At 48.2% G+C, this 17,305-nt stretch carries 16 protein-coding genes; 1 reads left to right on the top strand and 15 read right to left on the bottom strand.

What is annotated here, in order from left to right; translation table 11 throughout:
* Window position 1 precedes the first annotated feature (1 nt).
* The gene (locus tag WMO29_RS08380) at window positions 2-1,558 is read right to left on the bottom strand and encodes a PTS transporter subunit EIIC (RefSeq protein ID WP_349164479.1); all 1,557 of its coding nucleotides are present in this window, start codon (window positions 1,556-1,558) and stop codon (window positions 2-4) included.
* Window positions 1,559-1,700: 142 nt separating this feature from the next.
* Window positions 1,701-2,450: a MurR/RpiR family transcriptional regulator gene (locus tag WMO29_RS08375; protein ID WP_349164478.1), complete on the bottom strand. Its 750-nt coding sequence runs from the start codon at window positions 2,448-2,450 to the stop codon at window positions 1,701-1,703.
* A gap of 193 nt (window positions 2,451-2,643) precedes the next feature.
* Here WMO29_RS08375 and WMO29_RS08370 point away from each other — a divergent pair, with 193 nt between their 5' ends.
* Window positions 2,644-3,600 (top strand): sugar-binding transcriptional regulator, encoded by a 957-nt coding sequence (locus WMO29_RS08370; protein WP_349164477.1) that lies wholly within the window; start codon window positions 2,644-2,646, stop codon window positions 3,598-3,600.
* A 5-nt stretch (window positions 3,601-3,605) separates the two neighbouring features.
* Here WMO29_RS08370 and WMO29_RS08365 read toward each other — a convergent pair whose 3' ends face one another.
* The 13 genes from WMO29_RS08365 to WMO29_RS08305 form a co-directional block, all read right to left on the bottom strand.
* Window positions 3,606-5,108, bottom strand: coding sequence for an FGGY-family carbohydrate kinase (locus WMO29_RS08365; RefSeq protein ID WP_349164476.1), 1,503 nt, complete (start codon window positions 5,106-5,108; stop codon window positions 3,606-3,608).
* Between the two features lie 43 nt (window positions 5,109-5,151).
* A complete protein-coding gene (locus WMO29_RS08360; protein ID WP_349164475.1) occupies window positions 5,152-7,143 on the bottom strand; it encodes an oxidoreductase in 1,992 nt (663 codons plus the stop codon).
* A gap of 24 nt (window positions 7,144-7,167) precedes the next feature.
* Window positions 7,168-8,772, bottom strand: a complete 1,605-nt coding sequence (locus tag WMO29_RS08355) for an ABC transporter substrate-binding protein (protein ID WP_349164474.1) — start codon at window positions 8,770-8,772, stop codon at window positions 7,168-7,170.
* 60 nt (window positions 8,773-8,832) lie between these two features.
* Window positions 8,833-9,792 carry an ABC transporter ATP-binding protein gene (locus WMO29_RS08350; RefSeq protein ID WP_349164473.1) on the bottom strand — a complete coding sequence of 320 codons (960 nt, stop codon included), beginning with the start codon at window positions 9,790-9,792 and terminating at the stop codon, window positions 8,833-8,835.
* Window positions 9,785-10,774 (bottom strand): ABC transporter ATP-binding protein, encoded by a 990-nt coding sequence (locus WMO29_RS08345; RefSeq protein ID WP_435391125.1) that lies wholly within the window; start codon window positions 10,772-10,774, stop codon window positions 9,785-9,787. The genes WMO29_RS08350 and WMO29_RS08345 overlap by 8 nt, the downstream gene beginning before the upstream one ends.
* Window positions 10,775-10,784: 10 nt before the next feature.
* Entirely contained in the window at window positions 10,785-11,666 is an 882-nt protein-coding gene (locus tag WMO29_RS08340) for an ABC transporter permease (protein WP_349164471.1), read from the bottom strand.
* Window positions 11,666-12,652 (bottom strand): ABC transporter permease, encoded by a 987-nt coding sequence (locus WMO29_RS08335; RefSeq protein ID WP_349164470.1) that lies wholly within the window; start codon window positions 12,650-12,652, stop codon window positions 11,666-11,668. Before WMO29_RS08335 ends, WMO29_RS08340 begins: the two co-directional genes overlap by 1 nt.
* 23 nt (window positions 12,653-12,675) lie before the next feature.
* Complete coding sequence (locus tag WMO29_RS08330; protein WP_349164469.1) at window positions 12,676-13,347, bottom strand: hypothetical protein; 672 nt, start codon at window positions 13,345-13,347, stop codon at window positions 12,676-12,678.
* Between the two features lie 13 nt (window positions 13,348-13,360).
* On the bottom strand, window positions 13,361-14,038 hold the full coding sequence (locus WMO29_RS08325; RefSeq protein WP_349164468.1) for a nuclear transport factor 2 family protein: 678 nt from the start codon (window positions 14,036-14,038) through the stop codon (window positions 13,361-13,363).
* 15 nt (window positions 14,039-14,053) lie between these two features.
* Window positions 14,054-14,830, bottom strand: a complete 777-nt coding sequence (locus tag WMO29_RS08320) for an SDR family NAD(P)-dependent oxidoreductase (RefSeq protein WP_349164467.1) — start codon at window positions 14,828-14,830, stop codon at window positions 14,054-14,056.
* Window positions 14,831-15,052: 222 nt separating this feature from the next.
* Complete coding sequence (locus WMO29_RS08315) at window positions 15,053-15,592, bottom strand: Uma2 family endonuclease (RefSeq protein ID WP_349164466.1); 540 nt, start codon at window positions 15,590-15,592, stop codon at window positions 15,053-15,055.
* A gap of 212 nt (window positions 15,593-15,804) precedes the next feature.
* A complete protein-coding gene (locus tag WMO29_RS08310) occupies window positions 15,805-16,662 on the bottom strand; it encodes a hypothetical protein (RefSeq protein WP_349164464.1) in 858 nt (285 codons plus the stop codon).
* Window positions 16,663-16,740: 78 nt separating this feature from the next.
* On the bottom strand, window positions 16,741-17,124 hold the full coding sequence (locus tag WMO29_RS08305) for a metal-sensing transcriptional repressor (protein ID WP_349164463.1): 384 nt from the start codon (window positions 17,122-17,124) through the stop codon (window positions 16,741-16,743).
* Window positions 17,125-17,305 lie beyond the last annotated feature (181 nt).

Genomic DNA, 17,305 nt, shown 5'->3' with positions numbered 1-17,305 from the left:
TCTATCTTATCTCCAATCTGTCGTCCACTGCATTTCTTACAAACTCAACCAATGGACCAAACACAATATGAATATGCTGCGGAGCCGGGAAAAATACGCCTGAGCAGCCTGATTCACTCAGCTTTTTCTTATCAATTTTCTTAATATCTTCCACGTCAATTCTCAATCGTGTAATACAATTATCTACATTTTTGATATTTTCTTTTCCACCGAGCGCTTCAATAACTATCTCCGCAATTTTGTCATACTTCTTTTCTTTAATCAGCGTATTGTCCAAAGATGGCGCGTCCTCCCGTCCCGGCGTTTTTATGTCGAATTTCAAGATAAACCATTTAAATACCAGATAGGTTACAACTGACACGGCAAGACCGATCAGGACAAAGAATATCCAGTTTGTTTTCTCATACAATAAACCAAAAATTGCAAAGTCAAAAATGGTACCACGGATATATCCGATCGCAACATGGGCAAAGCTCAAAGCAACTGCTCCAATTCCTATGATACAAGCATAAATAACATACAGAATTGGAGAAATGAATACAAAAGAGAACTCCAACGGTTCCGTAACATTTCCCAACAGCGCAGTAACTACACAGGTGATCATCAATGATTTTACCAGCGGTTTATTTTTCTTATAGGCTGTCTGATACATAGCAAGCGCAATCGCCGGAAATGCAAACATTGTACACAGCATCTGCTGCTGTGCCATAAATCTGGTCAGTTTTGGCATCATGGACCAATATTCACTGGACGGTCCAAGATTAAACAAAATCTCATTCATGGCCGGAACCACGCCTACATATGTTTCACCGTTAATCACATAACTTCCTCCAGCTTCCGTGAAACGGAACAGAGAATTCCATAAATGATGAAGACCAAAGGGAATAAATACTCTTTCCCCTGCTGCTGTAAAAAATGGTCCTACCGGAGACAGAAATATAACGGATAATTTAGTAAGTCCCTTTACAAAGAACTGCCACACAAACGGAACCGTCAGACCAAATGCTGACATCAGCAGAATACAGATAATAGAGACTGATTTTTTACCCGCGAAAAATGCGAATGCAACCGGTAACTCAAGATTATAAAACTTGTCGGTAGCCCATGCCGCTATCAGACCTGCAACGATTCCGCCCAGCGCGTTTATATTTAACGTCTGAATTCCAAGGATTTGAATCTGTCCTACCTGACTCATCGTTTCCGGATCTGCCAGATTGCCCGTTACCTTCAACCACACATTCATGGCAATCAGCATAACCAGATAACCAATAACAGAGGCAAATGTTGCAATTCCCTTGTCTTTCTTACTCATTCCATATGCGACGCCCATCGCAAACAGCAACGGGATATTATCAAAGATAATACTTGCAATTGTTCTGATACTTACTAAGATCGTGTTGACAACCGGAGTCCCTAAAAATGGAAATCTTGCTATCATATAGCTTTGTACAAGAGCTCCCGTAATTCCCAATACCATACCTACTGGCGCCATAACACCAATTGGCAATAACAATGTTCTTCCGAATTTCTGTATTGCCTGATTATATTTCTTTAGCATTCTTCTTCTCCCATACTTATTTTTTGGTTAACCATGAACTAATTATAAAAAGATATTTCCTGCCATACAATAAAAAAGCTGTGACATAGATTGTTTTTCAATACTAATGTCACAGCTTCTGACTTATGTCATTTCTGCCATTTCATTTAAATATATTTTCTTCGTACATTTCCTTTACAATTGTTACCAGCATATCAATCACGACAAACATTCCCAGCCTTGAATTAATATCATTTTCTCTGGTATCTGCATTTTCTGCGGAACAATATAAGGTATAATCCGCCAATCGTCCAATCGTGCTGGAAAAAAAGCCAGTCAGGGCAATTACCGTTGCAGATCTGGCTTTTGCAATTCTTGCCACTTCGACTATTTTTCTTGTTTCGCCTGATAAAGAAATTAAAATTACAGATTCGTTCATATTAATTTTTTTGATAACTGTAGAATTCAGATTGTAATCCCGTAAATTAATACACTTAATTCCTATCAGTAAAAGTAAATGTTCCAGATAATCTGCCGCAGCTTTACTTGTTCCTCTGGCAACAATATATACTGTTTTTGTCTTGGTAATAACAGATGCCACCTTTTTCAGGCACTGCCGATCTGCTACTGCCATCGTCTTCTTTACCTGATCAAGACACTGAAATTGAATATCCTCATAGGTTCTTTGGCTCCGTCCTTCCTGCCTGCCTTTTAAATAATATTTCAGATCTCCAAAGCCATCAAACCCCAATTTCTGACACATATTAATCACAACTGTTTTTGAAACTGCCGTCTCTTCAGCCAGATCGTTTATCTTCATAACAGAAACTTTTTCCTGGTTCTGAAATACATACGTAAAAACATTTCTTTCACTGTCTGTTAAATTTTCGTACTCACCGATAAACTTCTCCACATGTATCCCCCCTGCACATTTCCGTTTCTTTCTCTATTATATTTGATCTCAGAGTGAAAGTAAAGGCGCCGCTATCTTTTATAGCCGGAAGAGAAGCCTTCAAAAAAATACTTTGAAATTCCGTTCCAAAGCGCTATAATATACGTATCTATTTACACCATCTTTATGTTATGGACTCTCAGTGAGGTGACTTATGAATCAGAAAGAACTCAAGAAATTAAGCTTACTGGCTGAAGTGGCCTGCGACTATTATGAGCGGGGACTTACACAGAATGAAATCGCTGACAAGCTCTTTCTTTCCCGCACCCGCGTCTCCCGCCTTTTAAAAGAAGCCGTGGACGAGGGAATCGTCTCCTTCTCTGTTAATTATACCTTTGAGCGTCATTATGAAATTGAAGAACGTCTGAAAAACCGCTTCGGTCTGAAGCACGCCCGCGTCCTGAACAACCGCATCAGCGAAAAATCCATGTACCACCGGGACGTCTGCAAGCTGGGTGCGGAATACCTGATGGAGCATATGAAGAAAAATATGATCATCGGCGCCGGTTGGGGTGACAGTCTGGCTGTCCTTGTAAAAATGCTGCAGCCTCTGGATTTGAATCCGGATATCGTCCAGCTCATGGGATCCGTTACCTGCGAATCTATCAGCAGCACTCCACAGGCTGTCGTAACCGCCATGGCTGAGGTCTTTCACGGCCATGCGGATTTTTTGAACCTGCCACTGTATATTCCGGATCCTTATGTCCGGGAGGTTCTTTGTAACGATGCCAATAATTCTGTTATTTTAAAAAAAGGAATTTTCTGCGATAAAATAATTGCCAGCATCGGAACCATGGGGAAGATTCGGGAAAGCGATTACTGGCGGGGCAGTATGCCGCCTGAGATTTATAAGGATCTGGTGGAAAAGGGTGCCTGCGGATCCATTCTGGGCCGTTTCTTTGACGCCAATGGACAAGAGCTTGCCTGTGATTGGAATGAGAAATCCATCAGTTTATCCATTCAACAGCTTCGCAACATCTCTGACGTAGTGATCGTGGCCTCTCCGGTATCCAAAGCGCCTGCGCTTCTGGCCGCCCTGAAAGGCGATTTTATCAACACATTAATTACGGATGGCACGACGGCCACCCGTATCTTAAATGAAGCAAAATAAATTTTTTAATACATATCCCGGGACAGCTTTTTCACACTGTCGTACAGCGCATTCATCTGCCGCTGTTTCCGGAGATAGATTTCCGCATGGGCAGGATTGGGAGAATACATCTCTACCTGCTCTTTTTCTTTGGCTGTCTCAATTGCTTCGCTGTGCGTCTCATAGATACCAAGCGCCACCGCCGCATTGGCCCAGGCTCCCAGGGCGGTCTGCTCTGCGCTTGACTGGTTATGCAGCAGCTTCTTTTGGTAGATATCCGACTGCATCTGGTTAAACTCCGGGAACCTGGTAAGGCCCCCTCCGATTAGCAGCTTGTCGATGGTTCCCACGTAGCCTTCCACGATATCCAGGTTGTTCTTGGCTTCCAGCGCGATTGCCTCCAGAACGGCCCGCGCCATATCCGCGCGCGTCGTATTCAGTCCCAGATTTGCGAAATGCCCCTTGGCGTCCGCGTTCCAGTCCGGGGTTCCCCTTCCCTGGAAATAAGGCAGTGCCAGACAGTCGTTGGCTCCCGGCGGACTCTGCTTTACCGCCTCATTGATGCGCTCGAAGGGATTCTCATCCCCTTCACTGTCCGCGAAGAAATTGGCCTTCGCCCAATTGTACAGGGCCGCGCAGGTCAGCATACTGCTCTCCAGCACGTATTTGCCCGGAATCGCATGGGCACCGCAGATGATATTATTGGTCAGGTTCTCAGGCACCTTCTCACTGTAACCCAGCATAAAGGCTCCGGTTCCGGTGGTAATCTCCAGACTGCCCGGCGCAGTTACGCCGTGCCCTAAGGCTGCGCACTGCTGGTCGCCGCCTGCGGATACGAAAGGCGTTCCGGCCTTCAGACCCGTCTTTGCCGCGAATTTCTCCGTCACTGTGCCAATCACGGTACCCGGCTTCTGAAGCTCACAGAGCCTATCTGCCTCGATTTCGAGGATATCCAGAAGCTTCGGATCCCACTCCCTGGTCCTTACATTCATCAGAAGGCTGCGGCTGCCGTAGGTGTAATCAGTCCGGTACTCTCCGGTAATCTCATGGGTAATAAAGTCCGCGATGGTGCAGAATTTATAGGTTTTCTCATAGATCTCCGGCGCGTTTCGGCGCACCCAGGTCATCTTGGTTCCGGAAAATACGGTATTGATCCTGGCTCCGGTCAACTTGTAGATAGCCTTTTCCATGCCCCGGAATTCATCGACGATCTCCTTATTGCGCTTATCCTGCCACATGATGGCAGGCATCAGCGCGTGGCCGTCCTTATCCACCGGTATTACGCTGGAGCGCTGGCTCGTCAGAGCCAGCCCGCCAATCTTTGCATTTTCTTTTTCACAATATACGGTAGCCGCCCGCCCAATTTCCACGATGGTGTCTGACCAGTCGGATGCTTCCTGCTCTGCATGGGTTCCGTCGATGAAATGCACCTGATAGGGAATCTGATGGCAAAAGATTTCCGTTCCCTTCTCATCGTACAGGACACCGCGGATACTTGAGGTTCCCACATCAATTACTAAAATGTTCATAGGCGTTGCCCCCTCTCTACTCCGATACCGGATTGCTCCGTGCTCAGATGTGATTTGCCACCTCAAACGCATCCCAGATAGCATACATGATATTGGACACCTTTCCTGCATCTCCCAGCAGATACAGATCCGCCACGTCAAATTCCAGCTCATGATAGAGCTCGTCCGCGCTGCGGTAGCCTACGGAGAGGATGACGCTGTCTGTGTCCAGCTTCTCTGCTTTTCCGGCAGTCTCGTAGCTGACTGCGCCGTCTTTAAAGCCTGTCACCTTAGCATTGCAAATGATATTCACACCGTGGAAGGGAAGCAGCTCCTCCAGCATCTCCTTATTTGCTGAACAGATAGGACCGTTCACCGCCATAATCTTCGGCAGGGCCTCCAGAATCGTAACCTTCTTGCCCTTCTGGGCCAGGTCCAGGGCCATCTCACAGCCTACCAGACCGCCGCCCACGACGACTACCCTGTCGCCCGGATCCTTCTGGTTCATCAGTACCTGCTCCGCGCAGTATACCTTCTCATCGTCGCCCAGAGAGAACATCTTCGGGCGGGAACCGGTGGCTACGATGACTGCGTCGCAGTCGCTCTCCAACACCATTTCCTTCGTAACCCTTGTATTTAGATAAACCGGAACGCGCAGGCGCTCAAGCTCGTTTTCATACCATTTCACCAGCTGCAGGTCGTCTTCCTTGAAAGCAGGCGCCCCGCCCGGAAGCAGATTGCCGCCAAGCCTCTCGGACGCCTCGTACAGCACCGGCTCGTGGCCGCGCTCCGCCAGCACTCTGGCCGCCTCGCAGCCTGCCACACCGCCGCCCGCGATAAGCACGCGTTTCTTCCGCGCCACCGGCTCGTAGGCCGTCACGCGCTCTCTGGCCGCCTGGGGGTTTACCGCACAGTTGATCATGGAGTAGGTCTGGATTCTTCCCATGCAGCCCTCCTGACAGGAGATACAGGGGCGAATCTCACAAACGTGGTTCGTACGCAGCTTCTTTACGTAATCCGGGTCTGCCAAAAGCGGTCTTCCCAGGGAAATCACGTCACAGGTACCGTCCTTTACACAGCTTTCAGCCATCTCCGGCGTATCCATGCGGCCCGCCATGAAGACCGGAACCTTTACGATCTCTTTGACTAGCTTCGCGTATTTCCGATAGGGTCCCTTCTCCATATACATAGGCGGATGGTTCCACCACCATGCGTCGTAGCATCCCACGTCCACATCCAGAGCGTCGTATCCATAGGCTTCCAAAAGCTTCGCAGTCTGAAGGCCTTCCTCCAGGTCACGTCCCTTCTCCTCAAACTCCTCATTCGGAAGAGCGCCCTTTCTCCAGTCTTTGAGCATACTCTTCGGACTAAAGCGCACCGCCACCGGGAAGTCCCAACCGCAGGTCTTCGCGATTTCCTCGCGGATCTCTTTCGCAAAGCGTAGCCGGTTCTCCAAGCTTCCGCCGTACTCGTCGGTTCTATGATTGAAAAAGGCAATAGCGAACTGGTCGATGAGATAACCCTCATGAACCGCGTGAATCTCCACGCCGTCGAAGCCTGCTCTTTTTGCGTTAAACGCGCCCTTTCCAAAGCTTTCTATAATCTTGTGAATTTCGTCCCTGGTAAGTTCCCGACAGGTCTTATCAAGCCAGCGATGGGGAATGGGAGAGGGAGCTACCGGCGGAAACTCTCCCAGATTTGTAGGAATTGTCACACGCCCAAATCCGCCTGACATCTGCAAAAAGATTTTCGCCCCATAGGCGTGAACACGCTCTGTCATCTCCCGGCTTGTTCTCACAAAATGCACGGGATTGTACGTACTGTTGGGACAGTTCGGCATGGACTGGGTCTCTACCTCACAGTCTGAAAAGGTTACTCCGGTGATGATAAGCCCGGTGCCTCCCTGCGCCCGTCTTGTATAATAGTCAATACCCCTCTGATTCCAGCCGCCTTCGCTGTCACCCAGACCCAATGGCCCCATAGGGGCCATTGCAAATCTGTTTTTTAATGTGAGCTTGCCAATCTGGATGGGGGTAAACAATGTCTGGTATTTCATTGCTGTGCCTCCTGAAACCCGGTTTTATTTGAAATATGCCTGGCTCAGGTCAAGAGCTGCCATGCATCTCTGCAATCCCTGTAAGTCAGAATTATAAACAGTGTATACGCCACTTACCTGAATCGGGAACCACCACAGCCAGTTATTGAAGTAGTTATCTTCAAATTCCTTGGACAGCTCTGCTACCTTTGCCTCATCTGTCTCAGTCTTCAGAGCAGTGGTAATCTCAAGTGCCTTATCATAGCCTTCGGTCGGTCTCGCATCTGCGTGCATACTTCCGATTAACGCGTTGTTCAGGAAATCACTTGCATTGGTTACATAAGAAGTGTTCGGTGATGTAGTGGACACATCCCAGCCCTCAAGACCGTTCTGCGTGGACTTAAAAGTTGCTGGCTCATATACGCTGATATTTACAGTGATACCGATTTCTTTTACCTGATTTGCGAATACCTCGCCCATCTTCTGATAATATACGCCTGCGTTATGGGAAATCAAATTCAGCTCCATGCCATTCTCATAACCAGCCTCTTTCATCAGCTCTTTTGCCTTCTCAATGTTCTGCTCATACGGCCATGTGGTCTCGTCGTAGTTAGTCATTCCTGCATAGGTCAGTCCCAGTACTCTGTAAGCAAGGCTACCCCAGCCGTTGAATACACCGTCAGAGATTCCCTTACGATCCAGTGCGTACATAATTGCCTGACGTACACGGAAGTCCTGAAGCTTCTCTGAATTCATGTTCAGGTAAATGGAATATAACAGGTTGCCGTCTGCTGCTGTCGCCGTCAGAGTATCGCCGTATTTACCATCTACTACGTCTGTGTAAGACTGGAAATCCGGGCTCATCAGAACGTCTACGCCGCCTGTCTGCAGTTCCATCATTGCTACAGAGGACTCCGAGAAAATACGGAAGATAACGTTCTTAATCGGCGCAACGCCATTATAATAGCCGTCGAAAGCTTCCAGTGTCACGGAATCGCCTGCTACCCAGTCTGTAATCTTGTACTGGCCACAGCTTACATAGCCTTCCGTAAAGAATACACCCTCATTACCTACCTTATCATAAGCTTCCTTACTCCAGATCGGAATGGTGGAAACCTTATTAATAACTGGTTGTCCCAGTGTCTTTACACCGACAGATACAGTATAATCGTCAACCGCCGTTACATTGTCATAATCTACGTCTGCATAATAAGTTCCGTCCTGCATATGCATAACGCTCGCGATTACGTCATCCGCATTCAATTCGGTTCCATCCTGCATCTGAACGCCCTGGCGCAGATGATAGATAATTGCGGAATTCTCTTCATCCAGCTCATAAGATTCAGTAATGGAATTCTCTGTAGTCATAATTGGAAGTCCATCATCGCCGCTTACCATTTTTAAAAGTGCCTCTCCTGCAATGCTGTATACACTCATTGATTGCTCTACAACACCCTCTTTTGCATCCAGATTTGCGATCGTTCCACCGACTCCGATCGTTAATGTGTCACGGGATGATGTCGCTACGCCGCTTTCTCCGTTCTCTGTAGAAGCCGGGGCTTCACCTCCCTTGGCAGCTCCACCGCCGCAACCCGCGAGCATTGCACATGCCAGCGTCAATGCCAGTACCTTCTGAATGTTCTTTTTCATACCTCTTCTCCTTTTCTTTTCTTTATTTTAACTGCTCAGTACCTTCGCAGTTCCATTTCTTTATAAATGATTGATCTCATGTACATAGTGGCAGACTACCATATGATTTTCTCCAATCATTTCAGGAACAGGATTTTCTTTAAAACATTTCTCTTTTGCATAAGGACATCTGGAAGCAAATCTGCATCCGTCATGCGGATCGATTGGTGAAGTCAGTTCCCCCTTCAGTGCAATTCGCTGTTTCTCATGATGCACATTCGGAATCGGAACCGCTGACAGCAGTGCCTTTGTATACGGATGCAACGGAGCCGCGAACAATGCGTCTGATTCTGCCTTCTCTACCATCTGTCCCAGATACATAACCAAAATATTGTTGGAAATATATTTTACGACAGACAAATCATGTGTAATAAAAATGTAAGTCAGTCCTGTGGCTTCCTGAATATCCTGCATCAGGTTCAGAATCTGTGCCTGAATGGATACGTCCAACGCCGATACAGGCTCGTCACAGACGATAAACTTCGGATTCAGCACCAGCGCCCGGGCGATACCTACTCGCTGTCTTCTTCCTCCGTCCAACTCATGCGGATAAGCGTTTACAAGACGTCTGGCCAGTCCTACTGTGTCCATCAGCTCATAGACTCGCTTATCAATCTCTTCTTTACTAAAGCCGCCTGCGATGTCCATGGGTTCTCGGATAGTTTGATAAACCGTCATTCTGGGATTCAGGGAGGCGAAAGGATCCTGGAAAATAATCTGCATGCTCTTGCGTAGCTCACTCATTTTCTCCCGATCTACCTGCGTAATATCCTCCCCACGGTATAGAATCTTTCCATCTGTACTGTCCAGAAGATGAAGAATGACACGACCCAGAGTTGATTTTCCGCAACCAGATTCACCTACAACACCAAGGGTCTCACCCTCTTCTATGCCAAAGGATACGTCATCTACTGCATGAAGGGTTCCGGAAGAAGTATTAAAATATTTTTTCAGATGCTGAACTTCTATAATATTACTCATCCTTTTTCCCTCCTTTGCTCAACTGATGGATACACCTCACATAATGTCCGTTTTTGATTTCTTTCAAATCGTGCTTGCACTTCTTGCACTCCTCTGTAGCGTACGCACACCGGTCTGCAAAGCTGCAGCCCTCCGGAAGATTGGTTGGATCAGGCATCAGACCCGGGATGGATTTCAGGCGCTTTCCGCCTCCTGCCAGACGCGGAAGGGAATCCAGCAGTCCCTGTGTATACGGATGAGCCGTCTCATCAAAGATCTGCGCTGTCGTTCCAAGCTCAACCACTTCGCCTGCGTACATAATCGCCACGCGGTCACACATTTCCGCCACTACACCCAAATCATGAGTAATTAGAAGTGTGGATGCATCTGTCTCTTTCTTCAATTCATTCATCATGTCCAGAACCTGTGCCTGAATCGTTACATCCAGAGCTGTTGTCGGTTCATCCGCAATCAGAATCTGTGGATTGCAGGCCAGCGCAATTGCAATGATAACTCGCTGTTTCATACCGCCAGAAAACTGATGGGGATATTCATTGAAACGGTCTACAGAAATTCCTACCCGCTCCAGCATTTTTACCGCCATTTCCATAGCTGTCTTTTTGTCTACTTTGTTATGAATCCGGATAACCTCGGATACCTGATCGCCAATAGTCTCAATCGGATTCAGCGCTGTCATGGGATCCTGGAAAATCATAGAAACCTTTTTACCACGAAACTCTCGCATCTGCTTTTTGGAAAATTTTAATACATCCTGTCCCTCATACAGAATTTCTCCTGATTTAATCACAGCGGGAGGCATCTGGAGTAAACGCATGATAGACAATGCTACCGTCGTTTTTCCCGCTCCTGTCTCTCCTACCAGTCCGATGGTTTCTCCGCGCTTAATCGAAAGGCTGAAATGATTGACCGCTTTACAGACACCGATTTCCCTGGACTGAAAATGGACTGTCAGATCTTTAATATCAATTACGTTTTCTTTCATGTCAGCCACCTCAGTTCTTCAGTCTTGGATCGAACGCGTCTCTGAGCGCGTCGCCCATCAGGTTAAAGGAAAATACAGTCAGCGCAATAAAGCAGCCCGGAATCGTAACCAGGTATGGATAGGTTAGGATAAACTCTCTTCCGGAAGAAATCAGCGCGCCCCACTCGGGAATCGGCGGCTGTACACCTAACCCCAGGAAGCTAAGCGTCGCGGTACTTAAGAGTGCCGTTGCCAGTCCTTGAGTGGTCTTGATGATGACCGGAGAAAGGATATTCGGTAATACATGCTTAAAGATAATACGCGGGTTTTTTGCGTCAATACTTCTGGCTGCCTCGATATACTCCAGATTCTTTACGGTAAGAACTGGACCTCGAATCATTCTGGCATAGCCCGGAATGTTCGGAATACTGACTGCGATCATCGTATTCAGAAGGCCGCTTCCCAGTACCGCGGAGATAACCATGGCGGTCAGCAGAGTCGGGATAGCCGCAATCACGTCTAGAATTCTCATGATGACGGAGTCCACTTTTCCTCCGAAGAATCCGGATACCGCGCCCAGAAAGGTTCCGAACACGGTAGTAATAAAGGTCGATACCATCGCTACCAAAAGAGTAATTCTGCCGCCGTAAAGCATCCTGGCCAGCATACTTCTTCCGAAATCATCGGTTCCGAACAGGAAGCTCAGACCACTCTGTGAAAATGGAGCCACAAAACGCTGATCCAGCTGCTGTAAGTCGTAGCCCTCCGGACAGATGACATTGGCCATGACGCAAAGTACAATAATCGCAAACAGGATTACCGCGCCCAGGATGAAGGTCCGGCTGTATACAAGTCTTCCCAAAGACACCGCAAGAAGGCTCTTACTTTTTATCTGCTTTGTCTTTTCCTGCATTACGCAACCCCTCCCTTCACCTCAGCCTTTTTCTTTTTTGCCTTTTTCTTCGAGTTTCCGGCGAACTCCGCTCGGATTCTCGGGTCGATATAGGTGTAAAGCAAATCTACCAGCAGATTAACCACGCATACAAAGATAGCAAGCATGATGACTGCGCCTCGAATCTGCGGATAATCCCGGTTGGTCAACGCCTCTTTCAGCATTTTTCCAAGTCCCGGTATCGAGAATACTGTCTCGGTTGTGATAGTTCCGCCCAGTACGGACGCAAACTGTGAACCAATATTGGTTACAATCGGAATCAGCGCATTTTTAAATACATGCTTCCAAGTGATAACCCATTCCTTCTGTCCTTTTGCTCTGACCGTCCTGATGAAGTCCTCGTTGATGTAATCCAGAACAGCAGAGCGGGTGATACGCATGGTGGACGCCGAGCAGATAAGTCCACAGGTCAGTGCCGGAAGTACCAGATATTTCGGCCCATAAAAGCCAGACACCGGGAACCATCTCAGATGTACGCCAAACAGCAAGATCAGCAACAACCCTAGCCAGAACTCCGGTATGGAAACTCCTACTACTGCAAAGACCTGCGCTATTGAATCAATAATCGACCCTCGATGCAGTCCTGCAAGCATTCCCAGTAAAACTCCCACCATGGTAGCTATTACCGTAATAGCCACTGCGAGTACAAACGTCTTCGGAAAACGATTCAGAATTTCCGTAGTAACAGACCGACCGGTTACATAAGACTCACCGAAATCTCCTTTCGTTACCACATTCCACATATATTTTCCATACTGAACCAGAACAGGTTCATCCAATCCATATTTTTCATTAAACTCTGCCACATCTTCGTTTGTCGCTTGATCTCCCAGAACCATTCTGGCCGGTTCACCTGGAGAAAGATCCAACAATACGAAAACCAACAATGATACTCCGATAATAACAGGTACCATCCAGAGTAATCTCTTTACGATGTACTTCGTCATAGTCTTCTCCTGTTCTACATACTCTACAAGTTAATAAACTGATAACTCGGATCCGTCTCGTCCGACCATACCTCCCAGGTGTCGTCATGGGGAGGTTCCGGCGCGGGCTTGCGGATTTCGTCTTTCTGGTATGCGTATTTTCCAAGCATCGCTCTGTCCTGCTCCGGTGTAAGAGGCGGTCTCGTGTTGGTCGGAACCATACTCTCTACCCAGCCTGCGTGATACTCGTTCTTGGTGAGACGAAGCCATGCTCCCCACAGCCGCTTCCACTCGCCATCCTCCAGTACATTGGCTCCCTGTACGCTTCCGAGAGATATGATAGCCTGCGGCTTCTCACGGAATTTGGACAATCCCTCGACGCCGATGGAACGCCATACGGCGCGGCATTTTGTGTTGGTCTTGTCCACCACGATGACCGGTGTGGTCAGCGGATGAATCAGGGAGTTTCCCTCCAGAGAATCTACTACCGCTTTGTTGCGGAAGGCCATCTCAGCCTCCACATTGACACTCGGATGTTTCAGTGCCATATACTCGTGACGCTTCTCGCCGATTCTCTGGTCGTCCCAGTAGATAGCGGATCCACCGCGGGTATTGGATACTTTCCAGCAGGAGGTGAGTCTTCCTACTTCCTGCTCCAGTACCTCGAATTCTTCATCGGTCAGGAGGTCAAAATCTTCCATTGTCAAATCAAACATCTGCCGTTCCTCCTTACCAGTTCTTGTTTACATCCAGCTCCCAGTTTTTATCCTTCTCCGCATCGTATACCGCGTAGGGCTTCGGCGGGCAGGGGATGCCAACACGGATGTTGGTGGGTGAATAGGGATTGTGATAGGTGGTGGTGTCTGACATAGGATGAAGCGGTGTATTCAACCGGTTGATCATGCTTGTGTCGTCTACCCAGCCCTTCTTATAGTCGCATTTCATATAACGGAAATAGTGGAGCTTCCAAATCTTCCATGCGCCGTTTTCCTGTACGAAGGTTACTGCCAGTTCGCCCCAGGCCCAGATGGCCATCGGGTCGCCTTCCTCCTGGGGAATGGCGCCTGCGCCGGGCATCCACCATACGCATTTCGCGGTCTGGAGGTCGTCGGCAATCTCGATAATCGGGGTGGTCAGCTGCATATCCAGCATCTCGCCGGGCTTCGGCTCCTTTCCTACCACGTCATTTACGATGGCCCTGACTGCTTCCGGTCCGTTGAAGACGCCCTCGTCGGCGTATTCCAGGGACACATCCGCCTTATCCAGCGCGAAGAAGCTTAAAAGCCGGTCTGCCTGACGAAAGTTGAATGCTGCTACCGCGCGTCCCATTTCGTTCTGAATCTGTCTGTATGCTTCCAGTTTCTGCATGGCGTTCAGAAGCGCTGTCTTTCTTTCTGCTGCAATCATGTTCTGTCCTCCCGCCTATCTTGCCAGTGTCAGTCCGCCGTCTACTGCGATAACCTGTCCGTTTACATAGCTGGATGCCGGTCCGAGCAGGAACAGGATAACGCTTGCTTCCTCCTCCGGACGTCCCGGTCGTCCCATGGGGTTGATGGAAATCAGATGCTGCATGAATTCGCCTTCTACTGCGCTGTGGTTTCTCGGAGTGTGAATCGGGCCTCCCGGGCATACGCAGTTCATACGAACACGTCCCTTCAGAGCATCTGCCTGATTCTTGGTATAGCCTGCGATACCGGCCTTTGCTGTCGCGTACCAAGGATCTCCGCCGCCGCCCTCGAAGATTCCGGCTACTGCCGCTACGTTTACTACGGCTGCGCCCTCATCCAGATCCAGTGCCTCAAATGCAATGCAGAGGCGATGAATCATCGCACATGCGATTCCGACTACCTGCTCATAATTCCACTGGGTGTTCAGCATCTTCGGGCCTGCTACGTTGGCCAGATACTTCGGCTTGCAGAACTCCAGGGTCTCTTTCATAGCTCTGTCTACTGCCTCGTCAGAGGACAGGTCTGCCTGAATCGGTTTGATGTTGCAGCCGAATTCGCCTGCACGCTCGATAGTCTCCTGTACGCCCTCTACGAACATATCCCAGGCTGCTACCTTCAATCCGTGCTGTGCTGCCAGAATCGCGGTGGCGGCTCCGATTCCGCTCGCTGCTCCTGTCACGATGATACCGGTACCCGGTTTGTCGGTCCATCCCTCGAAGATAATGTTCGGTTCTCTGTAATTACTTGCCATAGTTTTATGTTCCTCCTCACGTTTGTGTTGTTTACTTTGATGATTAGATTATAGGACATTGTATTCGTTTTTGTACATTTTGCCATTATAAGCACTTTTTCAACAAAAAAGCCATGGTTGAAACGTCTATATTGTTCAACCATGGCTTTTTTTACACTCATTTAAGCACAAATGTGCCTTTTGAGACTTAGTTGCTAATTTTTTAACAAAGCGGCGAGGAAATTACTTTATCGTAATCTCAAGTTCTTCGTATATCCCTGCCTTTACCGACTCGCCGAATTTGTATATTACCGGGAAGCCTTCTTCCTCACGCTTATAAACTACGGTCACCTCGCGCATCGGATCCACAATCCAGTATTCCCGGACACCCTGCTCCATATAAATCGCAGTCTTTTTCAGGTAATCCCGCTTCTTACTAGAGGGCGATACAATCTCTATCACCCAGTCTGGAGCGCCATGACAGCCTTTTTCGTCCAGCTTGTCCAGATCGCATACTACCACAATATCCGGTTCCAGATAATCGTCCTCTCCTTTTTCATTTTTCAGGAATACGCCAAAGGGAGCCGCATATACCTCACATGTCCCCTTCTTACTTCTGATATAGAGGCTTATTTCCGTCAATAGATAAGTAGAAAGCCACTGATGTCTTCTTCCAGGCGGTGACATCATATACATCTGCCCGTCTATCAGTTCTGCCCTTTCTCCTTCCGGCAACGCATAAATATCTTCGATCGTATAGTGTTCCTTTTCCATAAGCGGCATAATCATATACCTCCTCATCTCTCCTTCCTTTATTATATTTAATTCTTTTGCCAAAGTAAAGGCGTCGCTATCTTTTGTGGGCTCACAATCTCTGGAATATTTGGAGTGATTCACTCCCTGACTTCAATTCTCGTCCCTAAAAATAATCCTTTCAAATTCGCGCAAAAACACCCGGCGGAAGGATTCCTTCCGACCGGGTGTCACACCTGTCTTTAACCTGCATAGGGCAGTGATTCAAACAGCTCATTCTCATCTACGCCGCCAATTGTATATGCGTAATTTCCTTCTTCGTCCAGATCCACCTGGAAGCTGCCCGGAGTGCCGTCCTCCCTTTCAAAATAGAATACTCCGTCCTCCGAATATGCCGTCGGGGTGATGATATCGCCAGGCTTCAGCTCCGTACTGCCGCCTTCGATCCGGCAGCTGATCTCGCCTGTTACGGTTAGCACAGGCCTGTATCCGTCCGGAGTGCCCCGGAATTCATACAGCGTGCTGTCTGTGGTAAAGCGGCCGTTTTCAATGGTGTAAGTCCTGGTGCCGCCATAGCTGCCCAGCACGTCTATCTTGGAGGTAATAGAAAATCCGTCCTCGGGATTCTTTGGTATATCACCCAGAGAACCATCTATCACATCTGTCTCGGTGATTTCCTTCGCATCTGCCCGAAGCAGATAGACCACCCGCCAGTCATTGAAGGTGCCGGTTTCTGTCAGCATATAGGTACCGTCCTTCTGAACTACCTCGTAGATACCCTTTACCCCCAGACTTTCATCCAGCTTCAGGGTCTGATCCCCGTATATAGCGTTGACTGCAAGAATCTCATCGTCGTCCGGATAGGCCTGCTCGGTGGTTATGGTAAATTCCTTTCCGTTTATCTTGGTCGGGATATTGACGGCCAGCGAGGTGACGCTTCCGGATTTTTCGTCCTCGGATATCAGCGGGGTATCGGAATCTGCGGTGTCGTCGGTACCCTGGGATGGTGTCGTCGTATCCGTATCTATGTTTTTGGCATTGCAGCCGACCAGCAGGGCTGCGGTCAGCAATATGCATAGCAATATCTTTTTTCTCTTCATATTCTTGCGCCTCCTGTTTCTGTTATCTTAGCGCATTTTTCCGTAGCTTTGTTTAAATTTTTATGAAGATTTTTTTATTTATTTGATAAACCGGTCGATGGCTGCGGTCAGCTCTTCGATAGCTTCATGGTCGCCGCTTTCAACGGCGTCTACCATACAGTGTTCGATGTGGTCTTTCAGGATCACTTTGGCCGTGTTGTTGATGGCGGCTTTGACGGCGGAAAGCTGTACCAGCACTTCGCTGCAGTCCCGGCCGTCCTCCACCATCCTCTTGATGGATTCCATATGGCCGATGGCCCTGGAGAGGCGGTTCAGGACTGCCTTGGTGTTCTGGTGGGTGTGGGTGTGACCATGACTATGGGGATGGCCGCCCTCATGGCTGTGGCTGTCGTCTATGTGGGTGTGCTCGTATACCGTACCATCCGGCGCGATGTGTGTATGGGGATGTGTATGCTCACTCATGTCTGTTTTTCTCTTTCGCAACGAGTTTCACTCCCATTGCGTTCTTTCTTTTATTTTGTCCAGTATATCATACACACCCTGAAATTACAATCCGGGTCAAGGGGATGTTTTTCCCTGTTTTCGACCTTTAGCGTTTATATATTTTTCTCATCTGCTCTCTTCCCCCTTCTGTCATTTTTCT

Source organism: Laedolimicola intestinihominis (genome assembly GCF_040096155.1).
Taxonomy (GTDB): domain Bacteria; phylum Bacillota; class Clostridia; order Lachnospirales; family Lachnospiraceae; genus Laedolimicola; species Laedolimicola intestinihominis.
This window is presented reverse-complemented; position numbering and strand designations above follow the sequence as displayed.